13 protein-coding genes are annotated in these 15,010 nt (G+C 64.5%); 5 read left to right on the top strand and 8 right to left on the bottom strand.

Annotated features, from left to right (window positions below; genetic code table 11):
- Positions 1-5: 5 nt before the first annotated feature.
- Positions 6-1,622 (bottom strand): esterase/lipase family protein, encoded by a 1,617-nt coding sequence (locus GH663_RS10835; RefSeq protein ID WP_153131677.1) that lies wholly within the window; start codon positions 1,620-1,622, stop codon positions 6-8.
- Positions 1,623-1,746: 124 nt separating this feature from the next.
- Between GH663_RS10835 and GH663_RS10840 the strand changes: the two genes are divergently transcribed.
- The 5 genes from GH663_RS10840 to GH663_RS10860 all read left to right on the top strand — a co-directional run bounded on the left by GH663_RS10840 (position 1,747) and on the right by GH663_RS10860 (position 6,124).
- Positions 1,747-2,397, top strand: coding sequence for a DsbA family oxidoreductase (locus GH663_RS10840; protein WP_246181557.1), 651 nt, complete (start codon positions 1,747-1,749; stop codon positions 2,395-2,397).
- A gap of 128 nt (positions 2,398-2,525) precedes the next feature.
- On the top strand, positions 2,526-3,671 hold the full coding sequence (pqqE, locus tag GH663_RS10845) for a pyrroloquinoline quinone biosynthesis protein PqqE (protein ID WP_153131680.1): 1,146 nt from the start codon (positions 2,526-2,528) through the stop codon (positions 3,669-3,671).
- Between the two features lie 106 nt (positions 3,672-3,777).
- Positions 3,778-4,284 (top strand): urate hydroxylase PuuD, encoded by a 507-nt coding sequence (locus GH663_RS10850; RefSeq protein ID WP_153131681.1) that lies wholly within the window; start codon positions 3,778-3,780, stop codon positions 4,282-4,284.
- Between the two features lie 5 nt (positions 4,285-4,289).
- Entirely contained in the window at positions 4,290-5,366 is a 1,077-nt protein-coding gene (serC, locus tag GH663_RS10855; protein ID WP_153131683.1) for a 3-phosphoserine/phosphohydroxythreonine transaminase, read from the top strand.
- Complete coding sequence (locus tag GH663_RS10860) at positions 5,363-6,124, top strand: dihydroorotate dehydrogenase (protein WP_153131685.1); 762 nt, start codon at positions 5,363-5,365, stop codon at positions 6,122-6,124. Before serC ends, GH663_RS10860 begins: the two co-directional genes overlap by 4 nt.
- A 4-nt stretch (positions 6,125-6,128) precedes the next feature.
- Here the strand turns inward: GH663_RS10860 and GH663_RS10865 are convergent, their stop codons facing one another.
- From GH663_RS10865 to GH663_RS10895, 7 genes are all read right to left on the bottom strand, one after another.
- Positions 6,129-6,824 (bottom strand): Crp/Fnr family transcriptional regulator, encoded by a 696-nt coding sequence (locus GH663_RS10865; RefSeq protein ID WP_153131687.1) that lies wholly within the window; start codon positions 6,822-6,824, stop codon positions 6,129-6,131.
- Positions 6,825-6,961: 137 nt separating this feature from the next.
- Entirely contained in the window at positions 6,962-7,951 is a 990-nt protein-coding gene (locus tag GH663_RS10870) for a DUF6976 family protein (protein WP_153131689.1), read from the bottom strand.
- A complete protein-coding gene (locus GH663_RS10875) occupies positions 7,948-8,655 on the bottom strand; it encodes a hypothetical protein (RefSeq protein WP_153131691.1) in 708 nt (235 codons plus the stop codon). Before GH663_RS10875 ends, GH663_RS10870 begins: the two co-directional genes overlap by 4 nt.
- Positions 8,656-8,883: 228 nt before the next feature.
- Entirely contained in the window at positions 8,884-10,920 is a 2,037-nt protein-coding gene (locus GH663_RS10880; protein ID WP_153131692.1) for a bacteriohemerythrin, read from the bottom strand.
- A 2-nt stretch (positions 10,921-10,922) separates the two neighbouring features.
- Positions 10,923-13,163, bottom strand: coding sequence for an ATPase, T2SS/T4P/T4SS family (locus tag GH663_RS10885; protein WP_153131694.1), 2,241 nt, complete (start codon positions 13,161-13,163; stop codon positions 10,923-10,925).
- Positions 13,160-14,362 (bottom strand): sensor histidine kinase, encoded by a 1,203-nt coding sequence (locus GH663_RS10890; RefSeq protein ID WP_153131696.1) that lies wholly within the window; start codon positions 14,360-14,362, stop codon positions 13,160-13,162. The genes GH663_RS10885 and GH663_RS10890 overlap by 4 nt, the downstream gene beginning before the upstream one ends.
- Complete coding sequence (locus GH663_RS10895; protein ID WP_153131698.1) at positions 14,359-15,006, bottom strand: GTP-binding protein; 648 nt, start codon at positions 15,004-15,006, stop codon at positions 14,359-14,361. Before GH663_RS10895 ends, GH663_RS10890 begins: the two co-directional genes overlap by 4 nt.
- Positions 15,007-15,010 lie beyond the last annotated feature (4 nt).

Consider the following 15,010-nt stretch of genomic DNA (forward strand, 5'->3'; position numbering starts at 1 on the left):
CTGGCTCAGTTGCCGGCGGCCTCCTTGTTCCACAGCGAGACGATGAAACGCAGTTGCCCCTGCATGCCGGGCGAACCGCTGCTGCCGAATGGAACACAGACCTCCATCCGGCTGTCACCGAGCAGTTTGGCGTCGATCGCGGTATCGGCCTTGCTGACTCCGCTGCCCTGCCAGGCGTATTTGACTTGCCAGGCATCGCCGTCGGCCTTGGGCGGGACCATTTCGAGAATGATCGAATCGCGGAACAGGTAGCCGCCCTCGTAATGCTCATTGACCCATAGCCGGCGGTCGACCTCGTAATCCGGCACGCGTACGCCGAGCGTCATGCTGTAGGCCAGCGAACGGCGGCGCGGATTGACCCGGGCCCGGTTGGCGAGAAAGACGCTGGACAGGTAGAGCGCCTGGCGTTGCGCCGGCGCCTGCATCCACTCCTCGTGCGATAGGCAGGCCACCGAATCTTCCTCTGCCGTGCGCCGGGTCAAATACCAAAGTTTGCCGCGCGGCGAAGCGAGAATCTCGAACTGATACAGCGCACTGACCTTGCGCCCGGCCTGCGCCTCGTCCTGTACTGGCTTGGGCAGGCGGATCTGCTCGACATCGACCCACAGGTCGACGCGGATATCGCCGAACAGGAAGCGCGTCAGGTTCTGGAAAGCCTCCTCGCTATTGACGATGCCAAAGAAGCCGGAGTGGGCGCGGTAGGCGAAGGCCTTGGCGCAACTGTCGCCGGCACTGCCCTTGTTTTTGCCGCTGCGCCGCCAGCCATGCAAGGCCGCATTCTCGATGCGGACCAGGCCGTCGCTGCCGTGGCCGGCAAAGGTGCGCGACATGCCGAGGGCGGCTTCGTAATCCATCCGGTTCGAGCCGACCATGCAGAACACCCGCTCTGACGGGAAACTGTCTTCCGGCAACCAGTCCACCCGGCCGGTTGCCTTGAAGGCGTCCTTGATATTCAGGTACTCAGCCATGTAGTCGCGGTTGAAATTCTTCATGTCGTTCATATCCAGCCATTTCGGGATATTGACGCCGACCATTTCGATGCCGTTGTGCGGCGTGGCGTAGGTGAACAGCTTGTCGACATGTTTGACCGCGGCACGAAACTCGGCGGCCGGGTTCTGCAGCAGGGCGCGGCAGACCAGGCCGCCCATCGAGTGAGCGACCAGGTGGCAGCGGAAATCGTCTTCGCCGATGCCGTTCGCCGGGTTCTTGCAGACCAGTTCGCGGACCCGCAGGATGAGCAGGCGCAACTTGTCGGCAAACTGGCTGATGTTCGGCGTCTGGCCGATGCCAAGCAGACGCGAGGCTTCGTCGTAATAGCGGAAGATGATGATGGCGCGGCTTGGCACCTTGTTGTCCGGGTCGGCTTCCCATTCCGGGTCGAGGATGTCATAGCCTTCCTCGTAGACATCCTGGTAGCCGAAGTCGGAGGCTAGCCGGATGACCGGCGACTCGAAGATGAACTTGCGCGGCTGGCGCTCTTTTTCGGGAACGGCGCGGTAAACGGTCGAACCGAGGTTAAAACCGCAGAACGGGTCAGCGGTGGTTTCGTCGATTTCGCCCGGTGTCATCGCATAACCGCGGACATAGATGATCGGGTGGAACGGAGCGTTCTTGTTGGCCATGTCATCCTCCAGTCGTTGTTGGGCGGCTGCCCATGACGTAGTTATATGCGGCAGGCCGCGATGCGCAAGGTTTTTGTCATGCCGGCTGGCCCGCTCCGCTCGGCAGCACGCGGCTGGCGCCTGTATGATCAAGGCCATGCTGACCATCGACATCGTCTCCGACATCGTTTGCCCGTGGTGCTTCATCGGCCTGCGCCGGCTCGACCTGGCCATTGCCGAAGTGCGCCGGGAAATTCCCGACTTCACCTGCCGCAAGCGCTGGCTGCCATTCTTCCTGAATCCACAGACGCCACCGGAAGGCGAGCCCTACCTGCCGTTTCTCGAACAGAAGTTCGGCGGCCGGGCGCCGGTCGATGCGCTGTTCGAACGGGTGCGGGCCGCTGGCCGGCCCTACGGCATCGACTACGCCTTCGAGAAAATCCCGCTACGGGCCAATACCCTGGCTGCGCATCGGCTGATCCACTGGGCGCAGCAGCGCGGCGATGCCGAGCCGCTGGTCGAACGCCTGTTCGTCGCCCAGTTCCAGCGTGGCGAGCATGTCGGCGATCAAGGCTTGCTCGCCAGGCTGGCCGGCGAATGCGGCTACCCGGCCGAGGAGGTCGCGGCCTACCTGGCGTCCGATCAGGACGTCGCCGAAGTGCGGGCGATGGAGGCACAGATTCGGGCGATGGGCATTTCGATGGTGCCGACCTTCATCGTCGGCGGACAGCGCATTGTCGTCGGCGCCGAAGATCCGTCGGTGCTGGCCAGCGCCATCCGGCAGACGCTGGCCTGAAGCCGGCCCGGGGTGGCCGGCGGCTGCCTCGTGAAATTCGCTAGCCTTTCTTCCGGTTTTTCCCGTCGCGCCGCCGCTGGCGTCGGCCAACAATGGCTCATCGCATTGTTGTCGCTGAAAGGAATCCCATGCCCAAGGAAGAAACCGGCCTCAGTCTCGATGGTCAGGGCAAGCCGCTCTGGGTTTCGCTGGAACTGACCTATCGTTGCCCGCTGAAATGCTCGTGGTGCAATAACCCGCTCGATTTCGAGGATTACGGTTCGCGCGAACTGACGACCGAGGAATGGAAGCAGGCGCTGCGCGAAGTGCGCGAACTGGGCGCCCTGCAACTCGGCTTCACCGGCGGCGAGCCGCTGTTGCGCGAGGATCTCGAAGAGCTGGTCGCCTACGCCGACAGTCTCGGCTTCTACACCAACCTGATCACCTCCGGCATCGGCCTCACCGAAGAGCGCCTGCTTGCCCTCAAGGCGGCCGGCCTCAAGCATGTCCAGTTGTCGCTGCAGGCCACCAAGGGCGAACTGACCGATGCGCTGGTCGGCGCCCGGGCGCATGCGCTGAAGCTGGAGGCGGCCCGCCTGATCAAGGCGCACAACTTCCCGATGGTGCTCAATGTGCCGATCTTCCGGCAGAACATCGGCGAGGTTGATGCGATGATCGAATGGGCGGCGGCGCTCGGCATCGAATACATCGAGTTCGCCAACATCCAGTATTACAACTGGGCCTTGATGAACCGCGACGAACTGATGCCGAGCCTGGAGCAGATCAAGGCGGCGGAAGCGGTGGTCAATGCCTGGCGCGCCAAGCTCGGCAACACGATGACCATCTACTTCGTGATTCCCGACTATTACGAAGGTCGACCGAAGGCCTGCATGAACGGCTGGGGTGCCATTCACCTGACGCTGGCGCCGGATGGCGTCGCCATGCCCTGCCAGGAAGCGCGGGTGATTCCCGGGCTGGAGTTCATCTCGGTACGCGACCAGCCGCTCGGCTGGATCTGGCACGAATCGCCGCTCTTTCGCAAATATCGCGGCCTGGACTGGCTGCCCGAGCCGTGCAGCTCCTGCTCCGAAAAGGAAAAGGATTTTGGCGGCTGTCGCTGCCAGGCCCTGCTGCTGACCGGCGACGCCGGCAATACCGACCCTGCCTGCAGCCGCTCGCCGCTGCATGGCGTGGTCAGGGATGCCGTGGCGGTCAGCGAGAAGCCCCTGCGTTTTAGGAAGCCGCTGGTCAAGCGCTCGGCCGGGGCAGTGTCCACGGCCTTCATGGAGGCCTGAGCGGCATGCGCCACCCCTACGACAGCGCCGCCTGCACCATTGCCCTCGGCCTCGCCCTGACCGTGGCGCTCGTCCTGCTGGTCCGCCAACTGGCCGGCTGAGCGGCATGGACCACGCGCTGTTCGATCTGCTCGCCCGCTGGCTGCACCTGATTGCCGGCATCATCTGGGTCGGCCACAACTACGCCAGCGTCGTCCAGCGTCCGCGCTGGCGGCCGTTGGCGGCAAGTGACCTGAGCGAGGCGGGCGGCCCGCGCCTGCAGGCGGTGATCAACCGGGAGCACGGCACTTTCCGCTGGGCCTCGGTCGTCGCCTGGGGGGCCGGCATGTTCATGCTCTGGCAGCGCGGCTGGCTGCCGGGTGCCCTGACTTTGCAAGGCGGCTTGGCGCCGATCGGCATGGGAGCCTGGCTCGGCACCATCATGCTGCTCAACCTGTGGTTCGTACTCTGGCCGCACCAGCAAAAGGTGCTCGGCCTGAAACCGGCCAGCGTTGAGGAAAGACTGCGCTGTTCGCGCGTCACCCATCTGTCGTCGCGCACCAACACCATGCTCTCGGTGCCGCTGCTTTTCTTCATGGCTGCCGGCAGCCACGGCGGCGCCCTGTTCGGCTAGGGGCGATGGCCTGGAACTTCGCGGCCGGTCCGGCCCGCCTGCCCGATGCCGTGCTGGCCCAGGCCGGCGCCTTGTTCCGGCGGGCTGACGACGGCGCCTGCTGTATCGAGCGGCCGTTCAGCGGCCCGCATTTTCGTACCGCGCTGGCCAACGCCCGGCAGCGCCTGGCCGGACTGCTCGATCTGCCGAGCAATTACCGCATCCTCTTCATGGCCGGCGGTGCCATGCAGCAGTTCTCGCTGCTACCGATGAACCTGGCTCGGGCCGGGCAGGCGGTCGCCTATGCCGATTCCGGCTACTGGTCACGGCGGGCGCGGCAGGAGGCTGGTTGGTCGGGGCCAGTCATCGAAGCTGCCCGCCATCCCGGCGCCAGCGCGCTTGCCGCGCCGGTGGCCGGAAAGTGGGCCTTGCCGGCCAATTGCGCCTATTGCCACATCACGCCGAACGAAACGGCGGATGGCATCGCCTATCCGGCCTTGCCCGACACCGGGGCGGTGCCGCTGGTTGCCGATTGCACCTCGTCGCTGCTGCTGGCACCGCTCGCCGTCGACAAGTTCGGCCTGATCTACGCCAGCGCCCAGAAAAACATCGGCCCGGCCGGTCTATGTGTCGTCATCGTCCGCGAGGATCTGCTCGAACGTTCGCCGGCGGCGTTGCCGGCCGTTTTTTCCTACCGCCGGCAGGTCGAGGCGGGGAGTTGCGTCAATACGCCGCCGATGCTGGCCCTCGAAATGGCGGCGCTGGTTTTCGAATGGATCGCCGGGCAGGGTGGCCTGCCGGCGATGGCGGCCGCGAACCAGGCGAAGGCGGCGCTGCTCTATGGTGCCATCGATGGCAGCGGCGGCTTCTATCGGGCGCCGGTCGAGGTCGCTCACCGCTCGCCGGTCAATGTCCGCTTCGAGTTGGCGGTGGAAGCACTGACCGAGCGTTTCATCGAACAAGCCGCGGCGGCCGGCCTGCAGCATCTGCGCGGTCACCCGCAGGTCGGCGGCTTGCGGGCCAGCCTCTACAACGCCATGCCACTAGCCGGCGTCGAAGCGCTGGTCGACTTCATGGCCGATTTCGCCAGGCGTCACGGGTGAGCCGTCGCCTCTTACCCTGGCTGGCCCGCCCGGGGCTGGCCGGCGGTATCGACAAGGACGGCAGCCGGGCCGGCGAGTTGCTGGCCGTGGGGTTCGGCAGCGTCGAGTTCGGTTCAGTGATGCCGGACGGGCTGGCAGATGTCGCTGAGCGTCTGGCCACGTGGCGTGGCACCAGCGGCTGTGCGCTCGGCGCCGGCCTCGGCCTGCCGCCGGCATGGCCGGCCGAAGACTTGGCGATGGCCTGGCTGGCCGGGCTGGAAGCCTTGGCGGGCAGCGTCGACTATCTGTCTTTCAATCTGAGCGCAGCGGCCAACCGGCGCTTCATGCACGCCGAACACCGGGTGCGGCTGGCCGATGCCTGCCGGCGCCTAGCCTGGCGGCGTAACGTGCTGGCCGCAGAGAGTGGCCGCTACCTGCCGCTGGCGCTTAAATTGCCGCTGGGCGGGCCGGACGACCCCTTGCCGATGGCTGCTCTGATCGGTGCAGCAGCCGGGTTCGATCAATTGACCGTGGTGCTGCCGGAAGACAACGGGCGTTTTGTCCGTTTGGCGGCGTTGACCGCAGCACTCGGCCAGCGGCCGGCCGTGGTCGCCGTCGGCGGCATTCGCAGCGCGGCCGAGGTGGCTGCGGCGCGCCAGGCCGGCGCGGCCGGCGTGCAGGTGCACCGGCTGTTCGTCGAGCAGGGGGCGGATTGCCTGATGATGCTGGGGGAAGCAAAAATGCCGATTCAGGGCCGTCGACCGCCGGACTCTTGCTGACTACCTAGCCGCAACAGGCCTCGGCACGCAGCGCCGCGACGTTCGGGATGCCGATCTGGCGGCCGTTGACGGCGATGACGCCAAGTCCCTGCAACTCGCCGAGCAGGCGGGAGAAGTGTTCCTGGGTCAGGTTCAGTTGCGAGGCGATGACGCCCTTGGCGGTCGGCAGGGTCATGCGGATATCGCCGGCCTCGTCCTCGGGCACCGTGCGCAGCAGGTAGCCGGCGATGCGCTGGCGGCCGGAGTGCAGCGAAAAGGCTTCGACTTCGCTCATCAACTGGTGGGTGCGGCTGGAGACGTTGGCCAGCATCCTTTGCGTCAGCCGCCGGTTGCGCGGCAGTTCGTCGAGCACCACCGTCTTGGCGACATGGAGCAGCCGCGTTTCAGTCAGGGCCTCGGCCGAAACGGCGTAAGGCTGCTCGGCAAACATGGCGACCTCGCCGGAGCTGTCGCCCATGCCGAGAATTTCGCAAACCTTCTCGCCCCCCTGCGGCGAGATGAAGTAGCGCTTGATCTGCCCATAGAGCACGACATGCAGCCCACAGCAGGTTTCACCCTTGCCGTAGAGGATTTCACCCTTCTTCAGATGGATTTCGCGCGTACCGCGACTGAGGCGGGCGATGGCCGCTTCATCCAGCCCGCTGAAGAGCGGCGTCTGGCCGAGACGCGCGGCGATGCCGATGGGGAGATTGCCATGCATGGATCAACGATCGGTGGATTCCGGAGGCGCCGATGCTGACATCCGAATATTACGGCGGCAATAATCCTTTCGGTCTAGCCAAAGGACTAGGCACTCGGCCGCCCCTGGCCTCGGGAGCGGCCGGGCCAGGCGGCGGTCTATTCGCTGACGCTGAGGTAAACCAGGGTCTGGTTCAGCAACTGGTAGCCGATTTCGCCAAAAGTCATCGGGCCGATCACCTGGCCGGTCCGTTTGCCTTCCAGTTCCGAATACAGGTAGTTGAGGATGCAGTTGCAGGAGAAACTGATTTCCGTCGCCAGCGGCGGCAGCGCCGCCTTGAATTCGGCCAGGTAATCGCTGACCGGCGCCGCGACCCGGTATTCGAGGCCGGGAAAGACCGGGGCGTAGAACTCGACGCGCTGCGTCACCGGGTCGATGTGCTTGATGCTGACATTGACCATCGCCCCGCTGTAATCGGCGACCAGCGGCAGGCGGCGGTCGATGCCGTGCTCGACCAGGTAGTCGGCCAGGTTGCCCGGCTTGCCGTTGATCTGGCAGGCTCCGGCGCTGAAGCCGGTATCGAAGAAGGTGATGCTGCTGCCGGTGCCGGGCCGGAACAGATTGACGATGTCGATCTGAGCGAACTTGTCCGCCGGCAGCGCAACGTCCATCACTACGGCGTGCTGCGCCGAGAACTCGCCGCTGCTGCCGAGCACGACCTTGGGTTCGAGCTGGCCGAGGGCGTCGAGATGGACGCCGGCGACCCAGCCAATCAGCGGCTTCAGGTACATCTCTTCATAGTTCGGCGCATTGCGGGCAAAACTGGCATGGATGGGGCTGAATGCGGGCAGGATCAGCACGCTGTAGCCGTTTTCCGGCGCATTGCGACAGATTTGCGGCAGCGTCGCGACGTCGTAGAAACGCAATTTCGGCGGGGTCGAAAAACCGGCGATTTCGCTCACGAAGACCTGCTCGCAACTGCTCGTGCCGCCCTCGGCACCCATGAAGTAGGGAATCGTGCCGCCGATCCAGTTGCCGAGCGGCAACTGGCGCAGCGCCGCTTCGTCGCCGGCGATACTGAGGTATTGGCCGCTGGCGATCAGTTCGGCAGCGCGGGCAATCGGCATCAAGGCCTGGGGTGGTTTCATGCTGCCTCCTGCGGCGCCAAGGCGGTGAGTTGGGCCAGTTCGTGGCCGAGCAGCTTCTCGTGGCGGACGAAATAGCGCTGCATCTCATGGGTTTTGAGAAGGCGCACCTCGCCGTCGGTGATGAGGGAAAACTGCTCGCGCAGTTTGGTCAGCAGCAATTTCAGGCTGAGCACGCGGATCTCGATATTGATCCTGCCATCGAGCAATCGTTCCCAGACCGGGTCGCTGGCGTCCGGCACACCGCTGGCGGCGGGCTCGGCGCTGGCCGTGCGGTGCCCGGAGAGGTTGGTCTTGCCGTTGTCCAGGCTGTGCTTGAATTTCCAGAGTTCGGCGACCGGGATATCGAGCAGCGAACAGATCGCCTGAAAAGTGATCCCTTCCATGAACATGCCGGCAATCTGCCGGGCCAGGGCGCGGCTGAAAGGCTGCTCCGCCTCGCCCAGCCATTGCAGGCCCGGTTGATCGTCAGCGGCGGGCGGTACGGCATGGACCAGGCAGCGGGCGTTGCCGATGTTGATGTGGCGCCAGACCTGCTCGTTGCCGTGGCCGATCTCGGCCCGTGCGGCGAAAAACCAGGCGCTGCGGACGCTTTCGCGGGCGACCCAGAGGTCGATCTGGCCTTTGCCGAGGTCGTTGCGCATGCGCACGATCTGCCAGGGGGCGTGAATTTCCAGGGCCTGGCGCAGCACTTCCTCAGGCTTCATTGTTTTTCTCCATGATGCTCCCGTCGTTGAATGTTTGGTTCGAATGACGGAAATGCAGCAAGGAGCGTGCTATGCGGCCGGCGCCCGTGGCTAGGCCATTGTCCTGTGGCGGGCTGTGAAGAAACGGAACGGTTGCTGCAAATGGGAGCAGCCGGCGCCCCGTCGAACGAGTCCTGCGGTCGACACCCGAAAAAGGGCAAAAACCGCCAGGCATCGGCGGGCCGCCGGTTAGATCACTTCCGAGACGGCGAGCGGCAGCCAGAGGCGGAAGCAACTGCCCTTGCCAGGCTGGCTGGCGACATCCATCCGGCCGTGGTGCTTCTTGACGATGATGTCGTAGGAAATCGACAAGCCGAGACCGGTCCCCTTGCCGATCGGTTTGGTGGTGAAGAAGGGATCGAAAATCTTGTGGCGGACTTCGTCCGTCATGCCTTGCCCGGTATCTTCCACCTCGAACCAGACATGGCCGTTTTCGGCCCCCGAGCGGACGAAGATCTTGCCCTGCTGCGGAATGGCCTGGGCGGCATTGACCAGCAGGTTGAGGAAGACCTGGTTGATCTGGGCCGGAATGCAGTCGACGAGGGGAATGTCGCCGAATTCGCGGATCACCTCAGCCTTGTACTTCAGCTCGTTCCAGACGACGTTCAGCGTGCTTTCCATCGCCGCGTTGAGGTCGGCCTGCTGGTGTTCGGCCTGGTCGACGTGCGAAAAGTCCTTCAGATCCTGGACGATCTTGCTGACCCGGCCCAGGCCTTCTTGCGATTCGGCGAGCAGCGAGGGCAGGTCTTCGCGCAGGAAATCGAGATCGGCCGTCTGGCGTGCCTGGGCGATAGTGGCCGGATCGCCGCCTTCATAGGCGCTGATCACGGCCAGCAACTGGCCGACGTAGGATTTCAGCGAACCGAGGTTGGAATTGACGAAGCCGACCGGGTTGTTGATTTCATGGGCGACACCGGCGGCCAGCTGGCCGATGGCGGCCATTTTTTCCGACTGCAGCAGTTGCTGCTGGGCTTCCTCGACCTTCGACAGCAACTGCTCTAGTTCCCGGCGGTCTTTTTCCAGGCTGGCATTGGCTTCGGCCAGTTGCGAGGTGCGCCGATCGACCAGTTCTTCGAGCTGGTTCTGGTAATGCCGCAGATCATCCTCGGCGCGATGGCGGTCGGTGACATCCTGCAACGTCTCGATGGCACCGACCAGCCTGCCGTTGGCATCGCGCAGCGGTGCCGCGGTAAAGAACAGCCAGATGCCGGTGCTGCCGAGCTGGGGAAAGAAGGTTTCCGCCTCGAAGGCGCCGGCAATCGTTTTCGAGCGCTGGAAGCTGCCGTGGTAATAGGTTTCGAACTGCTCCTCCAGGCTGCCATTGACGATCAGGTCGGCCATCACCGGGCGCGGGCTGGGGTAGAAGATTTTCCACTGCAGATCGGTGCCGACCATTTCGCTGCTCGTCACGCCGCTGATCGCAGCGCAGGCCCGGTTCCAATGGGTGATGCGGTGGTTGGCGTCGATCACGAAAGTCGGGACCGGGTCGCCATCGATGATCTGTTCGAGGAACAGCGCCATGTGCCGCTTGGTCGCCTCGCTGCGCTGGTGTTCGGATTCGAGCAGTTTTTTCTGAGTGATTTCGACCTGCAGCACGGCGTTCTTCAGGCGCTCCTGCTCGAGCAGCAGCGCGCTGTTGGTTGTACTCAACTCCTGCGTCCGTTGGGCAACCTGGCTTTCCAGATTGGCGTTGAGTTTCTGCAGGCTGTCGTTGCGGCTGGCGATCAGCCGGTAGAGCGACTTCATCGCATCCAGCAGGCTGGAGGTGGTCGGATCGGCGGCGCGTTTTTTCTCTTCGAGGTAGACCATGTCGGCCGACTCGCCAGCGCGAATCCGCCTTACCTGCCTGGCCATCGACTGGTCCACCCCGAGAATATGGTGGGCCAGCCAGCTGGTCAGGAAGCGCAACAGGTCTTCGGTGCCGACGCCATCGCTCGAAAACTCACGCATCTTGACCACCTGCTGGGCAAAGTCGCGATGAATGGCAACGTGCTCGGCAATATGGCGGGGGTCGCATTTCGTCTCGGCCATCAGGCGTTCTTCATGGCCGAAATGGACCATGGCGTACTGGACCAGCTGAGCAAGGATCTGGTTGACCTCGGCCACCGGCGTCTTGCTCGATACCTTTTCGACGACCAGGTTGATGATGCGTACCAGTTCCTGGTGTTCCGTGTCCACGATGGCTTCGCCGGTCATGTAACGCTGGTCCCAGATGAATGCATCCATGCTTATTCCTCTCCGGCCATCGGGCCAAGTACGCGCAATATTTCTTCCAGCGTGGTGCTGCCGGCCCGGATTCGTTCGACGGCATGGTGGGCAATGCTGCGCAAGCCCTTTTGCCGGACTTGGCGGCTGATCTCCAGCACGCTGGCGCCGCTGCCGATGCGGTCGCGAGTCTCGTTGTCCAGGGTCAGCACTTCATAGATGCCGACCCGCCCCTTGAGGCCGGTGCCGTGGCAGGTCGGGCAGCCCTGGCCGCGCCAGACGGTGTCGATGGCACCGAACATCGGCCCGAGGCGGGCGCGGACCGCCGGGTCGGGCGCCGCTTCGGCACGACAGTCGGGGCAGACGCCGCGCACCAGGCGCTGGGCGATGATGCCTTCGAGCGCTGTGGCGACGACATAGGGCTTCAGGCCGAGATCGAAGAGGCGGGCGATGGTCGCCACTGCCGAATTGGTGTGCAGCGTCGAATAGACCAGGTGGCCGGTCAGCGCCGCGTGAAAGGCGACCTCGGCGGTTTCGAAATCGCGGATTTCGCCGAGCAGCACGACATCCGGGTCCTGGCGGAGCAGGGCGCGCAGGATGGCGGGAAAGGTCAGCCCGATCTTTTCGCGGACCAGCACCTGGCCGGCCATGTCGAGGTAGTACTCGACCGGGTCTTCGATGGTGACGTAATTCTTGTCCGGCGTCGCATCGTGCTGCAGCAGCGAATAAAGCGTCGTCGTCTTGCCGCTGCCGGTCGGGCCGGTGGCGAGGATGATGCCTTGCGGCTTGGCCACCATGTCGGCGACGCGCGGCAGGTCGATGCTGGAGAAGCCGAGCTTCTCCAGCGAGTGCACCGTCGAATTGCGGTCGAGGATGCGCATCACCACTTTTTCGCCGTTGATCGTCGGCAGCGTCGAAATCCGCAGGTCGACCATGCGCATCGGCGTCTTGACGGTAATCCGGCCATCCTGCGGTCGCCGTCGTTCGGAAATGTCGAGTTCCGACATGATCTTCAGGCGGGAGACCAGCGACTGGTGCAGGTGGTGCGGAATGTGGATCTTGTCGGCCAGGACGCCGTCGATCCGGTAGCGGACGACGACGCTCTTGGTGCGCGGCTGGATGTGGATGTCGGAGGCGCCGAGCCGGATCGCTTCGAGAATGATCGCATTGGCCAGCCGGATGGCGGGCGGTGCCTCGGTGTCGCGCAGCAGGTCTTCGAGCTTGGCGGCATCGTCGTCCTCGATGACGATCTCGATGCCTTCGTAAGGGTCGGGGGAACTGACCAGGGTTTCCAGTTCCTTGAAATCGACCTCGCCGCCGCCATAGAGGTCGTCGATCTTCTTGCGGATGGCGGCGACATCGGCCGTCACCGCATTGATGTCGAGGCCGGCGGTGAACCTCACCTCGTCGATCAACCCTTCGTCAAGCGGGTCGGCCATCGCCAGCAGCAGGCGGCGCCCTTCCAGCTTGAGTGGCACGACCAGCTGGCGCTGGCAGAAACTGCGCGGAATCAGGTCGGCCAGCGCCGCATCGACCTGGAATTCGGGCAGTTGCACCTCGTCGATCATCATCTCGCTCTTCAGCAACTCGCGGATGCGGCGTTCCGGTACCCAGTCGTGCTCGAGCAGCAGGCTGATCAGCGATTCCTTGCGGCGCTCCTGTTGCAGGGCCAGTTCCTGCAGTTGCGCGGCCGAGAGCAGGTTCTTCTTGTGCAGCATGATGCCGAGCCGGCTGCGATGGGTGGCGGCGAGGCGGGAAAGGGCCGAAATTTCCTTGGCTTTCTGCTCGTTTTCCGCTTTCAGGCTGCGGTTGCGGCTGATCAGATCGAATTGCTCGAGGGCCAGGGCGACCGTGATGCGCAGGTCGTCGTCGTTCCACGGCTTGAGAATGAACTTGTAGACGGCGCCATCGTTGATCGCGCCCATCACCGCATCGGTATTGGCGTGGCCGGTCAGCATGATGCGGATGGTTTCCGGCGAGCGTTTCTTGACCTCGTAGAGGAACTGGGCGCCGTTCATGCCGGGCATCATGAAGTCGCTGATCACCAGGTGCACCGGGCTTTCGGCCAGCCGTTCGAGGCCTTCCTTGCCGCTGCCGGCGGTGACGACCTCGTAGTTTTCCTGGCGGAAAACGCGGCTCAGCGCCTTGACGATGCCCGGCTCGTCATCGACCAGGAGCAGGCGATAGCGCGGCGGCGTCAGGTGGGTGGCCGGGGCCTGCGGTGTACCGGTCTTGCCGGTAAAAAGTGCGGAATAGTCGGTCATGGCGGGGCCGGGAAAAAGATGCTGACGGTCGTCCCGCCGTCGGGCTGGCTGTCGAGCGTGATCCGGCCGCTGTGGGCGAGCACGATGTTGCGCGCCGTACTGAGGCCGAGGCCGACGCCGGCACCGACCGGGCGCGTCGTGTAAAACGGCTCGAAGGCGCGTTCGAGTTGGGCCGGCTGCATGCCGATGCCGTCGTCGCGGATGCGGATGGCAATGCCGGCTTCGTTCGCCTCCGACGAGATCCTGATGCTGCCTGGTCGGCCGGCATCCTGGATGGCCTGCATGGCATTACGGATGACATTGAAAAACAGCTGGTTGATGTGACCCGGCAGGCAGATCAGCCGGGGCAGCGGCAGCAGGTCGAGCTGGATGTTGATGCCGGCCGGCAACTGTTTTTCGACGATGCCGGCGGCTTGCTGCAGGCAGTCGTTGAGGTCGGTGAATTCCTCGCTGGCCCGGTCGACATTGGAGAAGGACTTGAGGTCGGCGACGATGCGGGCGATTCGCTCCAGCCCCTTGGCGCTTTCCTGCAGCAGGTCGACGCCGTCTTCCAGCACGAAGTCGAGATCCAGCGTTTGCCAGGCGGCGAGGTCCTCACCGAGCGCGGTCTTCAGTTCGCCGAGTTTCTCCAGGTATTTGGTGAACGTGGACAGGTTGCTGCGCACGAAGCCGAGCGGATTGTTGATTTCATGCGCCATGCCGGCCGCAAGTTGGCCGACCGAGGCCAGTTTTTCCGCCTGGTAGAGCATCTGCTGGCGTTCTTCGAGGACGGCGACCTGATGCCGGACGCGTTCCTCCAGTTCTGCCGACAGCGCCTTGTAGCGGGCTTCCGATTCACTGAGCCGGGCGTGCTCGCGGCGCAGCGACTCGAAGTCTTCGGCGACGGCTTCGAGATGCAGGGTGGAGGCCATCCGGAAGCGGACCTGTGCCCGGAGCTGGATCTGCAGCAGATTGCGGGCCGCCGTCAGACGTCCGCTGTCGCTGGCGTGGCCGAGCAGATAGCCGATCGGCTCCAGTTCGAGAATCAAGGGCAGGCGCTGGGCGTCGGGCGGGGCGATGCCCCATAGGGTCTGGCCGGCGGCATCGCTTATCGCCAGTTCGCTAGCGAGCAGGGTGCGCAGGTTGGCGCCGAACTGTTCGAGCAGCGGGCCGTCGAGCAGTTCGCCCAGTTGCCATTCGCGGTCGAAGGCCTGGCTCATGCCGCTTGCCCCATGGCGCCGGCGACGAAGGCCGCTTCGTCCAGGCCGTGCTGGCTGGCCAGCGCGTATTCATCGGCAAAGCGCCGGTAGACCGAACGGAGCAGGGTGGCCAGGGTGGGCTCGACGCCAAATCCGGTCAGCGCAATTGAAAAGACCAGTGGCCACGGCGCCGACGCCCAGCGCTCGCGGACTTCGCTTTCCGGGGTTGCCGTGGGCAGATCACACTTGTTGAACTGGACGACCAGCGGCAACTGGCTGAAATCGATGCCGACCCGGGCACAGTTGTCGGCCAGGCTCTGGAAGGATTCGCCGTTGTTGGTTTCCTGGGCGCGATCCGCATCGGCGACGAAGACGACGCCGTCGGCCCGCGACAGGACTGCCTTGCGGGTGCCGTCGTGGGCGACCTGGCCGGGGACGGTGAACAGCCGGAATTTGATCAAAAGCCCGGAGGGGGCGCGAAAGCCGAGCGGTAGCAGATCGAAGAACAAGGTACGGTCGTCCTTGGTCTCCATGGTCATGACCTCGCCCTTCATTTCCGGCGCCAACTGGTCGTGCAGGCGCAGCAGATTGGTCGTCTTGCCGCTCTGCGCCGGCCCGTAATACACGAGCTTGAAGGTCAGGTGCCGCGGATCGCTTTCGGGCATCGCC

Origin of the sequence: Dechloromonas hortensis (assembly GCF_009469765.1) — a bacterium.
Classification (GTDB): Bacteria; Pseudomonadota; Gammaproteobacteria; order Burkholderiales; family Rhodocyclaceae; genus Azonexus; species Azonexus hortensis.

Bases quoted from the DNA above. Each gene is read 5' to 3' on its own strand.
- GH663_RS10865 (WP_153131687.1), bottom strand. From the start codon at position 6,824: ATGCATGGCAATCTCCCCATCGGCATCGCCGCGCGTCTCGGCCAGACG.
- GH663_RS10875 (WP_153131691.1), bottom strand. From the start codon at position 8,655: ATGAAGCCTGAGGAAGTGCTGCGCCAGGCCCTGGAAATTCACGCCCCC.
- GH663_RS10850 (WP_153131681.1), top strand. From the start codon at position 3,778: ATGGACCACGCGCTGTTCGATCTGCTCGCCCGCTGGCTGCACCTGATT.
- GH663_RS10835 (WP_153131677.1), bottom strand. From the start codon at position 1,622: ATGGCCAACAAGAACGCTCCGTTCCACCCGATCATCTATGTCCGCGGT.
- GH663_RS10895 (WP_153131698.1), bottom strand. From the start codon at position 15,006: ATGCCCGAAAGCGATCCGCGGCACCTGACCTTCAAGCTCGTGTATTAC.
- GH663_RS10890 (WP_153131696.1), bottom strand. From the start codon at position 14,362: ATGAGCCAGGCCTTCGACCGCGAATGGCAACTGGGCGAACTGCTCGAC.
- GH663_RS10880 (WP_153131692.1), bottom strand. From the start codon at position 10,920: ATGGATGCATTCATCTGGGACCAGCGTTACATGACCGGCGAAGCCATC.
- GH663_RS10870 (WP_153131689.1), bottom strand. From the start codon at position 7,951: ATGAAACCACCCCAGGCCTTGATGCCGATTGCCCGCGCTGCCGAACTG.
- serC (WP_153131683.1), top strand. From the start codon at position 4,290: ATGGCCTGGAACTTCGCGGCCGGTCCGGCCCGCCTGCCCGATGCCGTG.
- GH663_RS10885 (WP_153131694.1), bottom strand. From the start codon at position 13,163: ATGACCGACTATTCCGCACTTTTTACCGGCAAGACCGGTACACCGCAG.
- GH663_RS10840 (WP_246181557.1), top strand. From the start codon at position 1,747: ATGATCAAGGCCATGCTGACCATCGACATCGTCTCCGACATCGTTTGC.
- pqqE (WP_153131680.1), top strand. From the start codon at position 2,526: ATGCCCAAGGAAGAAACCGGCCTCAGTCTCGATGGTCAGGGCAAGCCG.